Below are 20678 nucleotides of genomic sequence, written 5' to 3'. Positions count from 1 at the left end.
CCACCGGGCATGGGGTCAGCGACGTGAGCGGACAATCTGGTAGCGGCGAGTGAAATACTCAAACGGCGCGCTCCAGACATGCACCAGACGCGTGAACGGGAAAATCAGGAAGATGGTCATTCCCAACACCAGATGCGCGCGGAAAATTGGCGCCACGCCGTCCAGATGCGCCGAAGCGCCGCCCTGGAACGTCACAACCGCCTGCGCCCAACCGACCAGTTTCAGCATCTCGCTTCCGTCCGGGTGTTGCGCGGAGAACGGTATTGTCGTCAGCCCGAGGATGCACTGGATCAGCAGGATACAGAGGATCAAAATATCCGCCGTGGATGAGCTGGCGCGCACGCGCTGATTAAACAGACGCCGAATCAGCAGACCAGCGCCGCCGACCAGCGTCAGCACACCGCAGACCCCGCCAAGAATCATCGCCATTTGCTGTTTCACCGCAATGGGCAGGAACCAGGCGTACATCCAGTGGGGCGTTAACATACCGAACAGATGGCCGAAGAAGATCCCCAGGATGCCGATATGGAACAGGTTTGACCATAGCACCATGCCGCGTTTGTCCAGCATCTGGCTGGACGAGGCGCGCCAGGTGTACTGTCCGTAGTCATAGCGCAACCAACTGCCGAGAATAAACACCGTGCCGCAGAGGTAGGGGTAGATGTCGTAAAAAAAGACGTTCAGGTACTGTATCATTTCGGGCCTCCCGCGCTGACGTCGACATACTGTGGCGCCACGTCCTGGCTAAAGCGTCGTTGATAGTGTTGTAACGGAGAACTGTCGCAGGCGGTGGCGTTATCTTCGATAAACTTCACCTGTTCCTCTTCCCAGACGGCATCCAGCGCCTGACGCGTATCGTCACGCGCTTCGTCGCCGATTTGCTGCGTGACACTGTCACTGGAAAGTGGGCTACCCGCCAGCGACAGCAGGGCGTCAAACAGCTGATACCACGGCGTTTCCCGTTGTTTTAAACGCCCGCCCAGCAGCGCGAGGATCGGCGCGATGTTCTGCAATCCCTCCCGCGCTTCTGCTTCCGGCAGCACGCTCAAATACTCCAGATAGAGCGGCAGATGGTCGGGTAACTCGCGGCAGTCGAGTTGCAGTCCCACCTTTTCATACTGGGCCAGCAGATCGACCATCGCCTGGCCCCGATCGCGCGATTCCGCATGAACGTGTTCAAACAGCAACAGCGACGTCGCGCGCCCGCGATCAAAGACTTCGCACCACTGCGCCTGCTTATCCAGCAGCGGGGCGTTTAACAGCTCAGTGGTGAAGTCGGTGAGCATTGGCGCGTCATGGCGAATAAGCGCGATGGCGTCGTCACGGCACTCCCACAACAGCTCATCCGGGTACTCCATCAGCAAGCCGATAATCTTGAGGATCTGCATTATTCGCCCTCCGCCTTATCGCGTACTTCGGTGATGTTGATGGCGTCAATGCGGCTGCTGTTAAACAGGTTAAATTTGGTGTCGGAACCGTGGCAGCCATCGCCGAAGGTGAAACCGCAGCCGTTACGCTCAGGGAAGGCGTCACGCGCCATTTCACGGTGGCTGGTTGGGATCACGAAACGGTCTTCGTAGTTGGCGATCGCCAGGTAGCGATACATCTCTTCCACCTGTTCCACACTTAAGCCGACTTCCTCAATAGCGCGGGTGTCCGTAACGCCTTCCACCGTCTGCGAACGCATATAGTGGCGCATCGCCATCATCCGTTTCAGGGCGCGCAGCACCGGGCCGGTATCGCCTGCGCTCAGCATATTGGCAAGGTACTGCACCGGAATACGCAGGCTTTCGATCGCCGGAAGCACACCTTCGGTTTGCGGCAGGCCGCCAGCATCGGCATAAGACTGAATTGGCGACAGCGGTGGCACGTACCAGACCATCGGCAGGGTGCGGTATTCCGGGTGTAACGGCAGCGCCAGCTTCCAGTCCATCGCCATTTTGTAGACCGGGGAACGCTGAGCGGCCTCAATCACGTTTTGCGGAATACCCTGTTTCAGCGCTTCTTCAATCACCGCCGGATCGTTCGGGTCAAGGAATACGTCGCACTGACGTTCATAGAGATCGGTTTCGTGTTCGGTGCTGGCCGCTTCTTCAATGCGGTCCGCGTCATACAACAACACGCCGAGATAGCGAATACGGCCAACACAGGTTTCCGAGCAGACGGTCGGCTGACCGGATTCGATACGCGGATAACAGAAAATACATTTTTCTGATTTGCCGCTTTTCCAGTTGAAGTAGATTTTTTTGTATGGACAACCGCTGATGCACAGACGCCAGCCGCGACATTTGTCCTGGTCGATCAGCACAATGCCATCTTCTTCACGCTTATAAATCGCGCCGCTCGGGCAGGTCGCCACACAGCTTGGGTTAAGGCAGTGTTCGCACAGACGCGGCAGATACATCATGAAGGTGTTTTCGAACTGGCCGTACATCTCCTTTTGCATCTTCTCGAAGTTACGATCGCGGGCACGTTTTGAAAATTCGCCGCCGAGCAGTTCTTCCCAGTTTGGCCCCCAGACAATTTTGTCCATCCTTTTGCCGTCAATCAGCGAACGCGGGCGGGCGGTGGGCTGGTTTTTGCTCTCCGGCGCGCTGTGCAGATGCTGATAATCGTAGGTAAACGGTTCGTAGTAATCATCGATTTGCGGGATCACCGGGTTGGCGAAAATTTTGGTGATAACGCCCATCTTGCCGCCCAGACGCGGTCTTATCTTGCCGTTGATATCGCGAACCCAGCCGCCTTGCCACTCCTCCTGATCTTCCCAGTTTTTCGGATAGCCGATACCGGGTTTTGTCTCAACGTTGTTAAACCACGCGTACTCCATACCTTCACGCCCGGTCCAGACGTTTTTACAGGTGACGGAGCAGGTGTGGCAGCCGATGCACTTATCAAGGTTGAGAACCATGCCTACCTGTGAGCGTATTTTCATTTTTTCGCCTCCTGTACCTGATCCCGACCTTCATCATCCAGCCAGTTAATATTTTTCATTTTTCTAATCATGATGAACTCGTCGCGGTTCGATCCGACCGTACCGTAGTAGTTAAAGCTGTAGGCCAGCTGCGCATAGCCGCCGATCATATGGGTCGGTTTCGGGCAGACGCGCGTAACGGAGTTGTGGATCCCGCCGCGCATCCCTGTGACTTCAGAACCCGGGATATTCATGATGCGTTCCTGAGCGTGGTACATCATGGTCATACCCGGCGGCACGCGCTGGCTGACCACCGCACGCGCGGTGAGGGCGCCGTTGGCGTTGAAGGCCTCGATCCAGTCGTTATCCTCAATGCCGAGCTCACGGGCATCAGTTTCACTGATCCAGACAATCGGCCCGCCGCGCGACAGCGTCAGCATGAGCAGGTTTTCGCTATAGGTGGAGTGAATGCCCCATTTCTGGTGCGGCGTGAGGAAGTTCAGCGCTTTTTCCGGGAAACCGTTCGGCGGGATTTCGCGCATTTCGCTGACGCTACGAGTGTCAATCGGCGGACGGTAGGCCACCAGACTTTCCCCGAAGGCGCGCATCCAGGCGTGATCCTGATAGAGCTGCTGACGACCGGACAGCGTGCGCCACGGGATCAGCTCATGAACGTTGGTGTACCCGGCATTGTAAGAGACATGCTCGCTTTCAAGACCGGACCAGGTCGGGCTGGAGATAATTTTGCGCGGCTGGGCCTGAATATCCCGGAAGCGGATTTTCTCGTCTTCTTTGTTCAGCGCCAGATGAGTATGATCGCGCCCGGTAATCGCGCCCAGCGCCTCCCAGGCTTTGACCGCCACCTGACCGTTGGTTTCCGGCGCCAGCGCAAGGATGACCTCAGAGGCGTCCAGCGCGGTGTCAATCAGCGGGCGACCTTTCGCCGGGCCTTCGCGTTTGGTGTAATTGAGTTTACCGAGGAAATCGACTTCGTTTTCCGTATTCCAGGAAATGCCTTTCCCGCCGTTGCCCAGCGTATCCATCAATGGGCCAAGGGAGGTGAACCGCTCATACGTCGCCGGATAGTCGCGTTCCACCACCGCGATGTTCGGCGCGGTTTTACCGGGGATCAGATCGCATTCGCCTTTGCGCCAGTCGAGAATATCAAACGGCTGCGCCAGCTCCGCCGGGGAGTCATGCTGTAGCGGTTGCAGCACCACATCGGTTTCTTTGCCAAGATGCCCCACGCAGACATCGGAGAACACTTTGGCGATCCCTTTGTAGATTTCCCAGTCGCTTTTCGATTCCCACGCCGGGTCAACAGCAGCAGACAGCGGATGAATAAACGGATGCATATCCGAGGTATTCATGTCGTCTTTTTCATACCAGGTGGCGGTCGGCAGCACAATATCCGAGAACAGGCAGGTGCTGGACATACGGAAATCCAGCGTCACCAGCAGGTCGAGCTTGCCTTCAATGGCGGCCGTTTGCCACTCCACATCTTCCGGTTTGACGCCGTCACTGGACCCCAGCGCCTCTCCCTGAATGCCGCTTTCGGTGCCCAGCAGGTATTTGAGCATGTATTCATGCCCCTTGCCGGATGAACCCAGCAAATTCGAGCGCCAGACGAAGAGGTTGCGCGGGTGGTTTTTACCGCTGTCCGGCTGCTCGCAGGCAAAACGAATATCTCCCGACTTCAGCGCCTGTACGGTGTAATCGGCAGGGGATAATCCAGCCTGTTCCGCTTTGCTTTTCAGCGTGAGCGGGTTGAGATTGAGCTGAGGCGCGGAAGGCAGCCAGCCCATACGTTCAGCTCGCACGTTGAAATCAATTAAATGACCGGTAAAGCGTGAGGAATCAGCCAGCGGCGACAGCAGTTCCTGCGCGGTTAGTTTTTCATAACGCCACTGGCTGGCGTGATTATAGAAAAACGACGTGCTGTTCATCTGACGCGGCGGGCGGTTCCAGTCCAGCGCAAACGCCAGCGGCAGCCAGCCGGTTTGCGGGCGTAACTTTTCCTGCCCCACGTAGTGCGCCCAGCCGCCACCGCTTTGCCCCACGCAGCCGCAGAACACGAGGATGTTAATCATCCCGCGATAGTTCATATCCATGTGATACCAGTGGTTCACACCGGCACCGAGGATGATCATGGAACGGCCATGCGTTTTATGCGCGGTATCGGCAAATTCCCGGGCGATCGTTTCGATGTGACGACGCGGTACGCCGGTAATCTGTTCGCCCCAGGCGGGAGTGTAGGCCTTAATTTCCGCGTAATCTTTGGCGCTGTGATCGTCATCCAGACCACGGTCCAGGCCATAATTCGCCAGCACCAGGTCGTAGACGCTGACGACCGGGCAGAGGCTGCCATCGGCCAGGGTAAGACGCTTCACCGGCAACTGGCGCACCAGAACCGGTTCTTGCTTCACGCTGCGAAAATGCGGGTTCTCATTACCGCCAAAGTAAGGGAACGCCACGCCAGCGACATCATCATGCTGGCCCAGCAAGGAGAGGGTCAGTTCCGTTTCGTTGCCTGCCGCCAGCGGCTCAAGATTCCACTTGCCTTTCTCGCCCCAGCGAAAGCCGATAGAGCCGTTCGGCACCACCAGTTCACCCGCGCGGTTATAAGCGACGGTTTTCCATTCCGGGTTATTGGTTTCACCCAGCCCGTCGACCAGATCGGACGCCCGCATCATGCGACCCGGCACATAGCTGCCGTCTTCGCGCGCTTCAAGCATGACCAGCATCGGCATGTCGGTATAGCGGCGACAGTAATTCAGGAAATAGTCGCTGGGGTTATCGAGATGAAACTCTTTGAGGATGACGTGGCCCATTGCCATCGCCAGCGCGCTGTCAGTACCTTGCTTCGGCGCCAGCCACTGGTCGCACAGCTTGGCGACTTCTGAGTAGTCCGGCGTAATGGCAATCGTCTTGGTGCCTTTGTAACGCACTTCTGTGAAGAAGTGTGCGTCCGGCGTGCGCGTTTGCGGCACGTTAGAGCCCCAGGCGATGATATAGCTGGAGTTGTACCAGTCTGCGGATTCCGGGACATCGGTTTGCTCGCCCCACGTCATCGGCGATGCGGGCGGCAGATCGCAGTACCAGTCATAGAAACTCAGGCAGGTTCCGCCGAGCAACGAGAGATAACGGGTTCCGGCGGCGTAGGAGACCATCGACATCGCCGGAATCGGCGAGAACCCGGCGACACGGTCAGGGCCATAGTTTTTGACGGTCCAGACGTTGGCCGCCGCGATCAGCTGATTAAGTTCTTTCCAGTTAGAACGAATAAACCCACCGCGTCCGCGCACCTGCTTGTAGCTTTGGCACTTTTGCGGATCGTTCATGATCGACTCCCACGCCAGTACCGGATCAGGCTGGCGGGAAAGGGCGTCACGCCACAGTTCAATCAGGCGTTTACGCACCAGCGGATACTTCAGGCGGTTAGCGCTATAGAGATACCAGGAATAACTGGCGCCGCGTGGGCAGCCGCGCGGTTCATGATTAGGCAGATCCGGGCGGGTTCGGGGGTAGTCCGTCTGCTGCGTTTCCCAGGTCACCAGACCATTTTTAACGTAGATTTTCCAGCTACAGGAGCCGGTGCAGTTCACGCCATGCGTGGAGCGCACGATTTTATCGAACTGCCAGCGCTGACGATAACTGTCCTCCCAGTCCCGGTTGGTATGCATCACCTGACCGTGACCGTCCGCAAAAGTGTCGCCTTTTTGCTTAAAATAGCGAAAGCGATCCAACAGTTTACTCATGACATTTCTCCTGCTCCATAATGTGTCAGGCGGTCTTGTAGGCCGGATAAGGCGCTGCGCGATTGCCTGATGGCGACGCCCGGCGTCTTATCCGGCCTACGTCCGAACCTGTGATGAATATGTTTTATTTTTTTGTTGCTGCCGGTTTACGGCGACCATAAACCAGCCAGGTCACCAGTACGCAAACGATGTAAAACACCAGAAAGATTTTCATTGCGCCAACCGGCGAGCCGGTTAACGCCAGAGAAGAACCAAAAGCTTTAGGGATAAAGAAACCGCCGACTGCGCCAATCGCAGAGATAAAACCGAGGGCGGCGGCCGTATCGGTCACGGCTTCACGCTGGGCCTGCGCATCTGAGCCGCCGCGCAGTTTCACTCTGTAGATCGTGATCTGGCGGAAAATGACCGCAATCATCTGGAAGGTCGAGCCGCTTCCCAGACCCGCCGTCAGGAAAAGCCCCATAAACACCAGATAGAAGGCGATAAAACTTCCTGAGCCGGAGCCCGGTAATGTCAGAAACAGCAGGGCGGTAAACAGCGCCATGAAAACGAAGTTAATCAGCGTGACGCGAACGCCGCCGAACTTGTCAGAAATAACGCCGCCCGCAGAACGCGCAAGCGCGCCGATAAACGGGCCAAAGAAGGCCAGTTGCAGAATATTGACGTCGGGAAACTGGGTTTTCGCCAGCATGGCGAATCCTGCGGAGAAACCGATAAAAGAACCAAAGGTGGCGAGATAGAGCAGGCTGAGCAGCCAAAGGTGAAAGCGTTTCAGCACCGGCAGTTGAGATGCGACAGAGGCTTTCGAACTGGCGATATCATTCATCCCGGTCCAGGCTGCGAGGGTCGCGATAAGCAATAACGGCACCCAGATCCACGCGGCGTTCGTCAGCGAAAGCAGCGAGCCATCGGGCTGCGGCACGCCCTGTACGCCCAGAAAAGTGAACATGGGCAGGAAAATCACCAGCGGGGCGACAAGTTGCATCACGCTGACGCCAAGGTTGCCTAAACCGCCGTTCACGCCGAGGGCGCTACCTTGCTTTGCTTTCGGGAAGAAAAAACTGATGTTGCCCATGCTGGAGGCAAAGTTAGCGCCAGCAAAACCGCACAGCAGCGCAATGATAATAAATACTCCAAAAGGGGTGGATGTGTTTTGCACCGCAAAACCGAGCCAGATACAGGGAATAATCAGAATAAATGTGCTAAAAATCGTCCAGCGACGCCCGCCAAATATAGGTACCATAAAGGAGTAGGGCACGCGTAATATAGCCCCGGACAGCGAAGGTAAAGCGGTTAATAAAAAGAGCTGGTCAGTGGTGAAATTAAAACCAATTTTATTCAAATTAACGGCGACGGCGCTAAATAACATCCAGACGCAGAATGCGAGCAATAAACAAGCCACTGATATCCAAAGATTTCTTCGGGCAATGTGTTTACCTTTGTTTTCCCAGAAAGCGGGTTGTTCTGGCCTCCAGTCACTCAAAAGATAACGATTATTTTTCTCATTTTGTAGCGCCATATTGCCCTCACACGCACACGTCGTTCATGAAAAAAAAAGAAATTAAGTCCAGGAAGGGCGCGCGGGCCCTTTTTAGAATTTATTGAAGACTTTTAAGAATATTGATTGAAAGGATAGATAAAAAAGCGAGACCACGAGGAGTGAAGGGCGGTTAATAAGTTGCTTAAGTGTTACCAAATGTAAACATACAGGATGTATTGTTAACTCACGTATAACATCAGCGAAATAACTCCAGCGTAATCATGCGGTCCAGATGCTGCTGGTAGGCAGGGTCGGTCATTTCAGGCATACCGAGGGCGTACATGCCGTCCAGCCCGCAGGCTAATGCGATTAATCGCCAGGCGACATCAGCGGCGGCTGAGGCCAATGAAAATTCTCCTGCCTCCTGACCGCCTTCAATGATGGCGGTCGTTTCTTCATGCCACATTTGCATGGTCAGCAGGTAGGCACTTTTAATTTCCGGGTCGTTATCCGCCAGGATCTGCGCTTCCCGCCAGAGTTTAATGTAGGGCTCTAATCCGCCATCGTCACTCCCCAGCATGGCGTGCAGCCGCATGCGCCAGGTGCAGTGCTCGGGCACCAGGCTGGCATCCAGCAAGGTGCGAATCAGACGAACGAATACCTGAGATTTAAGCTCGCCCGAACTGCTGAAATGGTGGTGGAGTTGTCCGGTCGCGACGCCGGCTTCCTGCGCGATTCGCCTTACCGTCATGCCGCTCAATCCCTCTTCCAGCGCGACGCGCATTGCCGCTTGCAGGATCACCTCACGGCGCTCATCCCGATTCAGATAACTCATGGCTTTCTCCCATTTTCGCAGTTGGCGCAGTGTAACAAAAAGCTGGACATGCGTTCAACTTTCCGTAGGATCGTGAGAGTTGAACATGTGTTCAGTTTTTGCTTTCAAAGGACGTTTTATGTTTCGTCAGTGGTTAACGTTAATGATTATTGTACTGGTCTACATCCCTGTTGCGATTGATGCAACGGTGCTGCACGTTGCCGCACCCACGCTGAGCATGACGTTGGGCGCCAGTGGCAACGAGCTGTTGTGGATCATTGATATTTATTCTCTGGTGATGGCAGGGATGGTATTGCCGATGGGCGCGCTGGGCGATCGAATCGGCTTTAAACGCCTGCTGTTGCTGGGGGGAGGCTTATTCGGTCTTGCGTCGCTGGCGGCAGCGTTCGCCCACAGCGCCAGTTGGCTGATTGCTACCCGCGCGATTCTGGCTATCGGCGCGGCGATGATTGTTCCGGCGACGCTGGCCGGTATCCGCGCCACGTTTTCTGAGGCCCGTCACCGTAATATGGCGCTTGGCGTCTGGGCGGCCGTAGGGTCGGGCGGCGCCGCGTTCGGCCCGCTGGTCGGCGGTATGTTACTGGAGCACTTTTACTGGGGATCGGTCTTTCTGATCAATGTGCCCATTGTTCTGGTGGTGATGGCGTTAACGGCGCGCTTTGTGCCTCGCCAGTCCGGTCGCCGCGATCAGCCATTGAACTTTAGCCATGCGGTCATGCTGATTATCGCCATCCTGCTGCTGGTATACAGCGCGAAAACCGCGCTGAAAGGGCAACTGGCCAGCGGCGTTATCGCCCTGACGCTGATGATCGGCGCGCTGTTGTTGGGCATGTTTATCCGCACGCAGCTCGCCGCCGCGCGCCCGATGATCGATATGCGTCTGTTTACGCATCGCATCATTCTGAGCGGCGTTGTGATGGCGATGACGGCGATGATCACGCTGGTCGGCTTCGAGTTGCTGATGGCGCAGGAGCTTCAGTTTGTTCATGGCTTAACGCCGTATGAAGCAGGGCTGTTTATGCTGCCGGTGATGCTCGCAAGTGGATTCAGCGGCCCCCTTGCCGGGATGCTGGTTTCACGACTGGGATTGCGAACAGTGGCGACTGGCGGCATGGCGCTAAGCGCGCTGAGCTTTTATGGCCTGGCAATGACGGATTTCAGCACGCAGCAATGGCAGGCCTGGTGCCTGATGGCGCTGCTGGGTTTTAGCGCCGCCAGCGCGTTGCTCGCCTCTACCGCCGCCATTATGGCCGCCGCGCCCGCAGAAAAAGCGGCGGCGGCCGGGGCGATAGAAACCATGGCCTATGAACTGGGCGCCGGGCTTGGCATTGCAATCTTTGGTTTGTTGTTAAGCCGCAGCTTTTCCGCATCTATCCTGCTTCCTTCCGGCCTGAACGCAGAGGAAATCGAACGCGCATCGTCGTCAATGGGAGAAGCGGTACAGCTGGCGGATACGCTCTCGCCTTCACTTGGTGAGGCGATACTGGACGCCGCCAGACAGGCGTTTACCTGGTCGCACAGCGTGGCGCTGAGCAGTGCCGGAAGCATGTTAATTCTGTTAGCAGTAGGGATGTGGTTTAGTCTGGCAAAAGTAAAACGCGGCTAACCTAATGTGCTAATTGACAGGGGTAATCCATCGCTTCGATCTCTTTACCGCTCAGGCGAGCGTATTGCCCCGTCAACCGCCAGAACGCAGGTTGCGTTTCGGTATAGATTTCGGCTGCCAGGATCAGACGACGCCGCTCATCTTCGGTTAATTCCAACAGCGTCCAGGGCATAAAATAGCGGTCGCTTTCCGTCAGCCGGAACCACAGCGGACACCCACAACCTGAACAGAAGTAGCGTTCGCCACGCAAAGAAGAAGAGAAGTGAGAGGGCTCTGGTGAATGGGGAGCCATAAGCGGACGACCGCAGGCTTCCAGGTACATCGCAATACCACCAGACCATTTTTGACACAGCGTGCAGTGACAGGCATAAACATCGAGCATTTCAACGTCAACGGTAAAATGACTCTGCCCACAGAGGCAACGTCCTGTGAACGTTTGCACGGCATACTCCTTATGACCGGATCAACATCTGGAGAAAAGCCAGCCCATCATGGGCTGGCTTATGTTCAAATCAAGAAAGATTAGAACTGGTAGGTCAGACCAACAGCAACGATGTTGTCAGTGCTAACGCCAGCTGCTTCGGTGAAGCGGCTGTCGTCAACCAGGTTGATTTTGTAATCAACGTAGGTAGACATGTTTTTGTTGAAGTAGTAGGTCGCGCCCACATCGATGTACTCAACCAGATCCTGGTCGCCCCAGCTACCGATGTCTTTACCTTTGGATTTCAGGTAAGCGATGGACGGACGCAGACCGAAGTCAAACTGGTACTGAGCAACAGCTTCGAAGTTCTGCGCTTTGTTCGCAATGTGATCGCTGCCGTAAGCAGTCATATTGCGGGTTTCAGAGTAGGTGGTCGCCAGGTAGATGTTGTTCGCATCGTATTTCAGACCAGCAGCCCAAACTTCTGCGTTTTTACCGCCTGCGTTCAGTTCGTTCGCAGCAGAATTCACCTGCGCGTCAGTACGGTCAGATTTTGCATAAGATGCACCCACGCCGAAACCGTCGAACTCATAGGTAGAGGAGATACCGAAACCGTCGCCATTCGCTTTAGTGATGTCAGCGCCGTAGATTTTATCGCTGTTACTACGTTCGTTTTTACCCTGATACTGAGCAGCAAAGTTCAGACCTTCAACCAGACCGAAGAAGTCGGTGTTACGGTAGGTTGCAACGCCGGTAGTACGGCCAGTCATGAACACATCGCTCTGGGTCCAGGTATCGCCACCGAACTCAGGCAAAACGTCAGTCCATGCGCCGATGTCGTAAACGACGCCGTAGTTACGGCCGTAGTCCAGAGAACCGAACTGATCAAATTTCAGACCAGCGAACGCCAGACGCGTTTTGTTGCCTTTGGTGCCGTTGGACTCGTCGTTGTTGCCTTTGAATTCATATTCCCACTGGCCGAAACCGGTCAGTTGGTCGTTGATCTGAGTTTCGCCTTTGAAGCCCAGACGCGCATAAGTTTTATCGCCATCATCACCCTTGTCGTCAGAGAAATAATGAAGAGCGGTTACTTTACCGTACAGGTCCAGTTTGTTGCCGTCTTTGTTATATACCTCAGCTGCGTTTACCGCACCTGCTGCCAACAGGGTAGTCACTGCCACTGCAACTAATTTAAGTTTCATTTTAATTAATCCTTATAATTTTCTTAGCGTGTTTCCTAAACCATTTCTAAACGAGGCCGCTTGTCAATGGCAGACTATTTTTAATAGACGTCGTGGTACTAATTCAATAATAAGTTTCATAAGATTACAAATTATTTGAAGTTGTGTGATCCAGATCTACATAATAGATCTCATGGTATTAATTTTAGATGGGTATATCCTGAGATAATATATTTTCAAAAGGAATTGTTTTGCGGGTGATGGTTTTATTGTCTCTAGTCACGCTTGCTGACTATATACGAAAATACAGTTACAAATGAACATAAAATGCTTTATTTTATCAATTGAATATCATAATTTTAACAAAAACAAAACAAGTGATGAAGTATTATACACTCCGTTCGCCATTCATCAGCAACAACAAATTTTCATTTAAATAACTATATGGCAAGAAGCCAGAAAAAAAGCAAATAAGAATTTTTGAAGAAATAACGCCGATCGCAATATTCATTTAACCGAAATTAATACAGCAGGAAGAGAGTCGGGGCAGCCACAGAACTCGAAAGATAATCCGCCCCGATCACTGGCTTCAGGCGCGACGCGTCGCTAACCAACAAAGCAGGGAACCCGCACACACCATAACCGCACCTTGCCAGAATGAAAATGACAGCGGCGCGCTTAACAGGACAGCGGCCAGCGCAGATGACAGTACCGGGGTAAAATAGGACCCCACAGCCATAATCGTGACGTTGCCATGCAAAATACCCACGTTCCATGCTGCATAAGCAAATCCTAACGTCAGGGCAGCAGAAAACAGTTTGATAACGACAGGCGTGCTAAAAATCATCTCCGGCTGCGGCGTCAGAAAATAATGTACCCATAAACTTGCAGCAGTGAGGAGGACAAATATCGTAATGCCATTAAACCCTCTGGCATATTTGTTAGTGACGGTACAGTAGGTTGCCCAGATAAACGCGCCGAGAAAAGCGAGAAAATAGCTTAATGGGCTGGTTGCAATATTGCTGATAATTTCATCAGCATGGAGTCCATGTTCACCGCCTAAAACCCAACAGACGCCGGTTAACGCGACAATTAATCCAGGAACAACCAGCCAGGTTGTTTTTTGTCCATTGAACAAAATAGCAAAAAGAATCGTCAGACTGGGCCATAAATAGTTGACCATGCCGACTTCAATCGCCTGGTGACGCGTTGCTGCATATCCCAGCGAGAGCGCCAGACATATTTCATAACTGACAAACAGTACGCTGCCAGCGATTAAATAACGAACAGGAAAACGACGAATATTGGGGAACCCAACGGTAAAGATGAGCAATAATCCGCTTAGCGAATAAATAGCGGCAGCGCCGCCAACAGGCCCAAGACCTTCACTTACCCCACGAATAAGCCCGACCATCGTGCTCCAGAGTACGATGGCAATAAGCCCAATTAACGTTGCTTTTTGTGTCGTCATTCTCTCCGTTTATCCCCATTCCTGGTCAAAAAAATATCGCTGAAATTTATAGCACTTTTACACCTTCCCGCGCTAATTCATTGTCTTTCTGATACTCCTTTGGTGGTATATAAACTCGACAAAAAGAACTATTTAGTAGCGGAACCGATTCGTTATTGATTTGACGCAAAAAAGTTATGGATATTGCTGTTAGTTTCCTCGCGAAGTTACATCCCTGGAAAAAAGAGGAAAGCAATGGACGTCAGCCGCAGACAATTTTTTAAAATCTGCGCGGGCGGTATGGCGGGAACAACAGTCGCTGCTCTGGGTTTTGCACCCAAAATGGCACTGGCTCAAGCGCGAAATTATAAGCTGTTACGCGCTAAAGAGATCCGAAACACCTGCACATACTGTTCCGTAGGTTGCGGGCTATTAATGTATAGCCTGGGCGATGGAGCAAAAAACGCAAAAGAAGCAATTTATCACATCGAAGGGGACCCGGATCATCCGGTCAGCCGTGGCGCATTGTGTCCGAAGGGCGCAGGTTTGCTGGACTATGTACACAGTGAAAACCGCTTGCGTTACCCGGAGTATCGCGCGCCCGGTTCAGATAAATGGCAACGCATTAGCTGGGATGACGCGTTCACCCGCATCGCAAAGTTGATGAAAGCCGACCGTGACGCCAACTTTATTGAAAAGAACGAACAGGGTGTAACGGTAAACCGCTGGCTTTCCACGGGGATGCTTTGCGCCTCCGCCGCCAGTAACGAAACAGGCATGTTGACGCAGAAGTTCGCGCGTTCCCTCGGCATGCTGGCAGTAGACAACCAGGCACGCGTCTGACACGGACCAACGGTAGCAAGTCTTGCTCCAACATTTGGTCGCGGTGCGATGACCAACCACTGGGTTGATATCAAAAACGCCAACGTCGTTATGGTGATGGGCGGTAACGCCGCTGAAGCACATCCGGTGGGATTCCGCTGGGCGATAGAAGCGAAAAACAACAACGACGCAACGCTGATTGTCGTCGATCCACGTTTTACACGTACAGCCTCGGTCGCGGATATTTACGCGCCTATTCGTTCCGGTACGGACATTACCTTCCTGTCCGGCGTACTGCTGTATCTGATTGAAAACAATAAAATCAATGCCGAATACGTTAAGCATTACACCAACGCCAGCCTGCTGGTGCGGGACGATTTTGCTTTCGATGATGGTCTGTTTAGCGGCTATGACGCCAAAAAACGCCAGTATGACAAGTCATCCTGGAACTATCAGTTCGACGAAAACGGCTATGCAAAACGTGATGAGACGCTGAGCCATCCGCGCTGCGTATGGCATCTGCTGAAACAACACGTTTCCCGCTATACACCGGATGTTGTCGAAAACATCTGCGGTACGCCAAAAGCCGATTTCCTGAAAGTGTGTGAAGTGCTGGCCTCCACCAGCGCCGCCGATCGTACCACTACCTTCCTGTACGCGCTGGGCTGGACGCAACATACCGTTGGTGCGCAGAACATCCGTACGATGGCGATGATCCAGTTGCTGCTCGGCAACATGGGGATGGCAGGCGGCGGTGTCAACGCCTTACGCGGCCACTCTAACATCCAGGGGTTAACGGATTTAGGTCTGCTTTCCACCAGCCTGAGCGGTTATCTGACTCTGCCGTCCGAGAAGCAGGCGGATCTGCAAACCTATTTGAGCGCAAACACGCCGAAAGCCACGCTGGCCGACCAGGTGAACTACTGGGGCAACTATCCGAAGTTCTTCGTCAGTCTGATGAAATCGTTCTACGGCGATGCGGCGCAGAAAGAGAATGACTGGGGCTTTGAATGGCTGCCGAAGTGGGATCAGGCCTACGACGTCATTAAATACTTCAACATGATGGATAGCGGTAAAGTGACCGGCTACATCTGTCAGGGCTTTAACCCGGTTGCGTCCTTCCCGGACAAAAACAAAGTGGTGCAGTCGCTGAGCAAGTTGAAGTACATGGTGGTCATTGACCCGCTGGTGACGGAAACCTCCACGTTCTGGCAGAACCACGGCGAGTCTAACGACGTCGATCCGGCGTCGATCCAGACTGAAGTCTTCCGTCTGCCGTCAACCTGTTTTGCCGAAGAAGATGGCTCTATCGCCAACTCTGGCCGCTGGTTGCAGTGGCACTGGAAAGGTCAGGATGCGCCGGGCGAAGCCCGCAACGACGGCCAAATTCTGGCCGGTATTTACCACCGTCTGCGTGAGATGTATCGCAGCGAAGGGGGTAAAGGCGTTGAACCGCTACTGAAGATGAGCTGGGACTACAAACAGCCGGATCATCCTGAGTCTGAAGAGATTGCGAAAGAGAACAACGGCTACGCGCTGGAAGATCTCTATGACGCCAACGGCGTCCTGCTGGCGAAGAAAGGCCAGTTGCTGAGCAGTTTTGCCCAGTTACGCGATGATGGAACAACGTCGTCCTCCTGCTGGATTTATACCGGCAGTTGGACCGAGCAGGGCAACCAGATGGCTAACCGTGACAACGCCGACCCGTCAGGTCTCGGCAATACGTTGGGTTGGGCATGGGCATGGCCACTGAACCGCCGCGTACTGTATAACCGCGCCTCGGCAGATCCACAGGGTAAACCGTGGGACCCGAAACGGATGCTGATCCAGTGGAACGGGTCGAAGTGGACGGGGAACGATATCCCGGACTTCAACACCGCCGCACCGGGTAGCGCAACCGGGCCGTTTATCATGCAGCCGGAAGGGCTGGGACGTCTGTTCGCCATCGATAAGCTGGCGGAAGGGCCGTTCCCGGAACACTACGAGCCGATGGAAACGCCGCTGGGCACCAACCCGCTGCACCCGAACGTGATCTCCAGCCCGGTCGTTCGTCTGTACGAAGAAGATGCGCGGCGTATGGGCAAGAAAGATCAGTTCCCGTATGTCGGTACAACCTATCGTCTGACCGAACATTTCCACACCTGGACCAAGCACGCATTGCTGAATGCGATTGCTCAGCCAGAGCAGTTTGTGGAAATCAGCGAAAACCTGGCGGCCTCGAAAGGGATTGCCAACGGCGACGCAGTGAAAGTCAGCAGCAAACGTGGATTCATCCGGGCGGTTGCCGTGGTGACCCGACGTCTGCAAACGCTGAACGTCAATGGTCAGCAGGTTGAAACCGTGGGTATTCCGCTGCACTGGGGCTTTGAAGGGGTTGCGCGTAAAGGCTATATCGCGAACACCCTGACGCCAAATGTCGGTGATTCCAACTCGCAAACGCCGGAATATAAAGCGTTTTTAGTTAACATCGAGAAGGCGTAAGGGAGGCGAACATATGTCTTTGGAAACGCAGGACATCATCAAACGGTCTGCAACAAACCCGATCACGCCGCCTCCCCAGGCGCGTGATTATAAAGCGGAAGTCGCAAAACTGATCGACGTCTCCTCCTGCGTAGGCTGTAAAGCCTGCCAGGTGGCTTGTTCCGAGTGGAATGACATTCGTGACGAGGTAGGTCATTGCGTCGGGGTGTATGACAACCCGGCCGATCTTAGCGCGAAATCCTGGACGGTGATGCGTTTTAGCGAAACCGAACAGAACGGCAAGCTGGAATGGCTGATTCGTAAAGACGGCTGTATGCACTGTGAAGATCCGGGCTGCCTGAAGGCATGCCCGTCTGCCGGCGCGATCATCCAGTACGCTAACGGGATTGTTGATTTCCAGTCCGAACATTGTATTGGCTGCGGCTACTGCATCGCCGGGTGTCCATTTAATGTTCCGCGCCTCAATAAAGAGGACAACCGCGTCTATAAATGTACGCTGTGTGTGGATCGCGTCAGTATCGGTCAGGAACCGGCTTGCGTGAAAACTTGCCCGACCGGGGCAATCCATTTCGGCACCAAGAAAGAGATGCTGGAGATGGGGGAGCAGCGCGTGGAGAAACTCAAAGCGCGCGGTTTCGAACATGCCGGTGTTTACAACCCACAAGGTGTGGGCGGTACGCACGTCATGTACGTTCTGCATCACGCGAACCAGCCGGAGCTGTATCACGGCTTACCGAAAGATCCACAGATCGATACCTCTATCAACTTGTGGAAAGGGGCGCTGAAACCTCTGGCTGCCGCCGGGTTTATCGCCACCTTCGCCGGGCTTATCTATCACTACATTGGTATTGGCCCGAACAAGGAAGTGGACGATGAAGAGGAGGACCATCATGAGTAAGTCGAAAATGATTGTGCGCACGAAATTTATCGATCGCGCCTGTCACTGGACGGTGGTGATTTGCTTCTTCCTGGTGTCGCTGTCGGGAATTGCGTTTTTCTTCCCGACGCTGCAATGGCTGACGCAAACCTTCGGGACGCCGCAGATGGGGCGTATTTTGCACCCGTTCTTCGGCGTAGCGATTTTTGTCGCACTGATGTTCATGTTTGTGCGCTTTGTACACCACAACATCCCGGACAAGAAAGATCTTCCGTGGCTGAAAAATATTGTGGAAGTTCTGAAGGGCAATGAACACAAAGTCGCCGATGTCGGTAAGTACAATGCCGGGCAGAAAATGATGTTCTGGTCGATCATGAGCATGATTTTCGTGCTGCTGGTGACGGGCGTGATTATCTGGCGTCCGTACTTTGCGCAGTTCTTCCCGATGCAGGTCGTGCGTTATAGTCTGCTGATCCATGCGGCGGCAGGCATCATCCTGATGCACGCCATCCTCATCCATATGTATATGGCATTCTGGGTGAAAGGATCGATTAAAGGGATGATCGAAGGTAAGGTGAGTCGTCGCTGGGCGAAGAAACACCACCCGCGCTGGTATCGCGACGTCGAGAAGGTCGAAGCGAAAAAGGAAAGTAAAGAGGGATTACAATAACCCGCTTTCAAAAGACAAAAGCGCTACGTCTGTAGCGCTTTTTTTTTTTGCCAACAGAATGCCGGATGGCGCTGCGCTTATCCGGCCGACAACCGTATAAAACGCAGGCTCGGTAAGCGTAGCGCCACCGGGCAAACACTCAGATAGAGGTACGGCGGTAATCGCGGTATTCCGCTTGCCAGAAATTCTCGTCGATGGCTTGCTGTAGCGCTTCTGCGGACGTTTTTACCGCCACGCCCTGTTGCTGCGCCATTTTACCCACGGCAAAGGCAATCGCTCGCGACACGGTCTGAATATCTTTCAGCTCCGGCAATACCAGACCTTCGCCGTTGAGCACCAGCGGAGAGTATTTCGCCAGCGTTTCGCTTGCCGACATCAGCATTTCGTCGGTAATACGCGACGCGCCGGACGCAATCACGCCCAGGCCGATCCCCGGGAAGATGTAGGCATTATTACATTGCGCAATAGGGTAAATTTTATCTTTCCAGGCCACCGGCGCGAAAGGACTGCCGGTCGCGACCAGCGCATTACCTTCAGTCCAGGCGATGATGTCCTGAGGCGTGGCTTCAACGCGGGACGTCGGGTTAGACAGCGGCATCACGATCGGACGTGGGCAGTGCTTGTGCATCTCGCGAATGATCTCTTCAGTAAAGAGTCCGGTTTGCCCCGACACGCCGATCAGAATGTCCGGCTTCACGTTGCGCACAACATCAAGCAGGGAGAGCACTTCGCTTTCGCTGTCCCAGTGTTGCAGGTTCTCGCGTTTTTGCACCAGCTTCGTCTGGAATGAGAGCAGGTTAGGCATCTGATCCGTCAACAGACCAAAGCGATCCACCATAAACACTTTCTGGCGAGCGGCTTCTTCGCTGAGCCCTTCGCGTTGGGTTTGCGCGATGATCTGTTCAGCAATCCCGCAACCGGCAGAACCCGCGCCAAGGAAGACGATTTTCTGCTCGCTCAACTGGCTGCCCGCCGCACGGCTGGCGGCAATCAGAGTACCGACGGTCACGGCCGCCGTTCCCTGAATATCATCGTTGAAAGAGCAGATTTCATCGCGATAGCGATTAAGCAGCGGCATCGCGTTTTTCTGCGCGAAATCTTCGAATTGCAGCAAAACGTCCGGCCAGCGCTGTTTCACCGCCTGAATAAACTCATCGACGAATTCATAGTATTCGTCATCGGTGATACGCGGGTTACGCCAGCCCATATAGAGCGGATCGTTCAGCAACTGCTGATTGTTGGTGCCGACGTCCAGCACCACCGGCAGGGTATAGGCCGGGCTAATGCCGCCACAGGCGGTGTACAGCGACAGTTTTCCGATTGGAATCCCCATTCCGCCAATGCCCTGATCGCCAAGACCGAGGATGCGTTCCCCGTCCGTCACCACAATCACTTTGATATTGTGGTTAGGCACGTTTTGCAGGATATCGTCCATGTTGTGGCGGTTCTGATAAGAGATGAACACGCCGCGCGCGCGGCGGTAGATCTCAGAGAAGCGCTCACAGGCGGCGCCCACCGTTGGGGTATAGATAACCGGCATCATCTCATCGAGATGGTTTTGCACCAGTCGGTAGAACAGGGTTTCGTTGGTATCCTGAATGTTGCGCAGATAGATATGTTTATCGATTTCCGTTTTGAATCCCTGATACTGGATCCAGGCGCGCTCCGCCTGTTCTTCAATCGATTCGACCACTTCCGGCAGTAACCCCAGCAGGTTGAAGTTACGGCGTTCTTCTATACTGAAAGCGCTTCCTTTATTCAGGAGAGGAAATTCCAGCAGCACAGGGCCAGCGTAAGGAATATAAAGGGAACGCTGTTTCTTGATTTTGGTTTCCATGTCACTCACTCTTTTTCGAATATCCGTTCCTGGTGCTGTTTTATGGGCGTACTTAGGTTTTCACCAGGGCGTCGGGCAAAGAGTATAAAGCATTGTGAATGAATCCAGGCTTTTGTAAGCAAAAACACCATTGCGGTTGCAATGGTGTTTATCGTCATATCAGAACAGAGCGCTTACTTTTGGCTGTCAGCGTGACGTTTTCTGCCAGTAGGGTTGTTGACCACGCTGACTTTGTCGCCTTCGGTCACGAGCTTGCGTTGGTTGGAAATTTTATGGTCCAGTCCAAGAATATGACGGGCCTGACGGTTCGATTTCATTTTAACTCCTCAATCCTGTTGCTAGTTTTAAG

Annotated in this window: 15 protein-coding genes; 4 read left to right on the top strand and 11 right to left on the bottom strand. The window is 53.9% G+C overall.

The annotated features are described in order from the left end of the window. Positions 1 to 15: 15 nt before the first annotated feature. The 6 genes from narI to OGX75_RS04520 all read right to left on the bottom strand — a co-directional run bounded on the left by narI (position 16) and on the right by OGX75_RS04520 (position 8984). Positions 16 to 696 (bottom strand): respiratory nitrate reductase subunit gamma, encoded by a 681-nt coding sequence (gene narI / locus OGX75_RS04545; RefSeq protein WP_012132374.1) that lies wholly within the window; start codon positions 694 to 696, stop codon positions 16 to 18. Further along, on the bottom strand, positions 693 to 1388 hold the full coding sequence (narW, locus tag OGX75_RS04540; RefSeq protein ID WP_286451325.1) for a nitrate reductase molybdenum cofactor assembly chaperone: 696 nt from the start codon (positions 1386 to 1388) through the stop codon (positions 693 to 695). The genes narI and narW overlap by 4 nt, the downstream gene beginning before the upstream one ends. Further along, positions 1388 to 2932, bottom strand: coding sequence for a nitrate reductase subunit beta (gene narH, locus OGX75_RS04535; RefSeq protein WP_286451326.1), 1545 nt, complete (start codon positions 2930 to 2932; stop codon positions 1388 to 1390). The genes narW and narH overlap by 1 nt, the downstream gene beginning before the upstream one ends. Continuing rightward, on the bottom strand, positions 2929 to 6669 hold the full coding sequence (locus OGX75_RS04530; RefSeq protein ID WP_058669180.1) for a nitrate reductase subunit alpha: 3741 nt from the start codon (positions 6667 to 6669) through the stop codon (positions 2929 to 2931). Before OGX75_RS04530 ends, narH begins: the two co-directional genes overlap by 4 nt. A 124-nt stretch (positions 6670 to 6793) precedes the next feature. Beyond that, complete coding sequence (locus OGX75_RS04525; RefSeq protein WP_104868660.1) at positions 6794 to 8188, bottom strand: NarK family nitrate/nitrite MFS transporter; 1395 nt, start codon at positions 8186 to 8188, stop codon at positions 6794 to 6796. A 217-nt stretch (positions 8189 to 8405) separates the two neighbouring features. After that, the gene (locus OGX75_RS04520) at positions 8406 to 8984 is read right to left on the bottom strand and encodes a TetR family transcriptional regulator (protein ID WP_058669179.1); all 579 of its coding nucleotides are present in this window, start codon (positions 8982 to 8984) and stop codon (positions 8406 to 8408) included. A gap of 118 nt (positions 8985 to 9102) precedes the next feature. On the opposite strand from OGX75_RS04520, the gene OGX75_RS04515 reads away from it, so the two are divergent. Then, on the top strand, positions 9103 to 10590 hold the full coding sequence (locus tag OGX75_RS04515; RefSeq protein ID WP_012132380.1) for an MFS transporter: 1488 nt from the start codon (positions 9103 to 9105) through the stop codon (positions 10588 to 10590). 1 nt (position 10591) lies between these two features. Here OGX75_RS04515 and OGX75_RS04510 read toward each other — a convergent pair whose 3' ends face one another. The 3 genes from OGX75_RS04510 to yddG all read right to left on the bottom strand — a co-directional run bounded on the left by OGX75_RS04510 (position 10592) and on the right by yddG (position 13663). Next, positions 10592 to 11032: a GFA family protein gene (locus tag OGX75_RS04510; RefSeq protein WP_024130326.1), complete on the bottom strand. Its 441-nt coding sequence runs from the start codon at positions 11030 to 11032 to the stop codon at positions 10592 to 10594. Between the two features lie 80 nt (positions 11033 to 11112). Further along, a complete protein-coding gene (ompC, locus tag OGX75_RS04505; RefSeq protein WP_047463657.1) occupies positions 11113 to 12213 on the bottom strand; it encodes a porin OmpC in 1101 nt (366 codons plus the stop codon). A gap of 568 nt (positions 12214 to 12781) precedes the next feature. Beyond that, complete coding sequence (yddG, locus tag OGX75_RS04500; protein ID WP_012132385.1) at positions 12782 to 13663, bottom strand: aromatic amino acid efflux DMT transporter YddG; 882 nt, start codon at positions 13661 to 13663, stop codon at positions 12782 to 12784. 234 nt (positions 13664 to 13897) lie between these two features. Here yddG and fdnG point away from each other — a divergent pair, with 234 nt between their 5' ends. The 3 genes from fdnG to fdnI are packed head-to-tail and all read left to right on the top strand — an operon-like array spanning position 13898 to position 18492. After that, positions 13898 to 16945, top strand: coding sequence for a formate dehydrogenase-N subunit alpha (gene fdnG / locus OGX75_RS04495; RefSeq protein WP_286451327.1), 3048 nt, complete (start codon positions 13898 to 13900; stop codon positions 16943 to 16945). Between the two features lie 13 nt (positions 16946 to 16958). Then, positions 16959 to 17843 carry a formate dehydrogenase subunit beta gene (gene fdxH / locus OGX75_RS04490; RefSeq protein WP_012132387.1) on the top strand — a complete coding sequence of 295 codons (885 nt, stop codon included), beginning with the start codon at positions 16959 to 16961 and terminating at the stop codon, positions 17841 to 17843. After that, positions 17836 to 18492, top strand: coding sequence for a formate dehydrogenase-N subunit gamma (fdnI, locus tag OGX75_RS04485; protein WP_012132388.1), 657 nt, complete (start codon positions 17836 to 17838; stop codon positions 18490 to 18492). Before fdxH ends, fdnI begins: the two co-directional genes overlap by 8 nt. A 139-nt stretch (positions 18493 to 18631) precedes the next feature. Here the strand turns inward: fdnI and maeA are convergent, their stop codons facing one another. Then, positions 18632 to 20329: a malate dehydrogenase gene (maeA, locus tag OGX75_RS04480; RefSeq protein ID WP_012132390.1), complete on the bottom strand. Its 1698-nt coding sequence runs from the start codon at positions 20327 to 20329 to the stop codon at positions 18632 to 18634. A gap of 173 nt (positions 20330 to 20502) precedes the next feature. Then, entirely contained in the window at positions 20503 to 20646 is a 144-nt protein-coding gene (sra, locus tag OGX75_RS04475) for a stationary-phase-induced ribosome-associated protein (protein WP_024130331.1), read from the bottom strand. Positions 20647 to 20678: the final 32 nt, after the last annotated feature.

The organism is Citrobacter sp. CK199, from assembly GCF_030333285.1.
Lineage (GTDB): Bacteria > Pseudomonadota > Gammaproteobacteria > Enterobacterales > Enterobacteriaceae > Citrobacter_B > Citrobacter_B koseri.
The sequence above is the reverse complement of the archived record's forward strand: the minus strand, read 5'-3'. Positions and strand labels throughout refer to the sequence as shown.

Coding starts and splice junctions, on each gene's coding strand:
- narI (WP_012132374.1), bottom strand. CDS start 696: ATGATACAGTACCTGAACGTCTTTTTTTACGACATCTACCCCTACCTC.
- narW (WP_286451325.1), bottom strand. CDS start 1,388: ATGCAGATCCTCAAGATTATCGGCTTGCTGATGGAGTACCCGGATGAG.
- narH (WP_286451326.1), bottom strand. CDS start 2,932: ATGAAAATACGCTCACAGGTAGGCATGGTTCTCAACCTTGATAAGTGC.
- OGX75_RS04530 (WP_058669180.1), bottom strand. CDS start 6,669: ATGAGTAAACTGTTGGATCGCTTTCGCTATTTTAAGCAAAAAGGCGAC.
- OGX75_RS04525 (WP_104868660.1), bottom strand. CDS start 8,188: ATGGCGCTACAAAATGAGAAAAATAATCGTTATCTTTTGAGTGACTGG.
- OGX75_RS04520 (WP_058669179.1), bottom strand. CDS start 8,984: ATGAGTTATCTGAATCGGGATGAGCGCCGTGAGGTGATCCTGCAAGCG.
- OGX75_RS04515 (WP_012132380.1), top strand. CDS start 9,103: ATGTTTCGTCAGTGGTTAACGTTAATGATTATTGTACTGGTCTACATC.
- ompC (WP_047463657.1), bottom strand. CDS start 12,213: ATGAAACTTAAATTAGTTGCAGTGGCAGTGACTACCCTGTTGGCAGCA.
- yddG (WP_012132385.1), bottom strand. CDS start 13,663: ATGACGACACAAAAAGCAACGTTAATTGGGCTTATTGCCATCGTACTC.
- fdxH (WP_012132387.1), top strand. CDS start 16,959: ATGTCTTTGGAAACGCAGGACATCATCAAACGGTCTGCAACAAACCCG.
- fdnI (WP_012132388.1), top strand. CDS start 17,836: ATGAGTAAGTCGAAAATGATTGTGCGCACGAAATTTATCGATCGCGCC.
- maeA (WP_012132390.1), bottom strand. CDS start 20,329: ATGGAAACCAAAATCAAGAAACAGCGTTCCCTTTATATTCCTTACGCT.
- sra (WP_024130331.1), bottom strand. CDS start 20,646: ATGAAATCGAACCGTCAGGCCCGTCATATTCTTGGACTGGACCATAAA.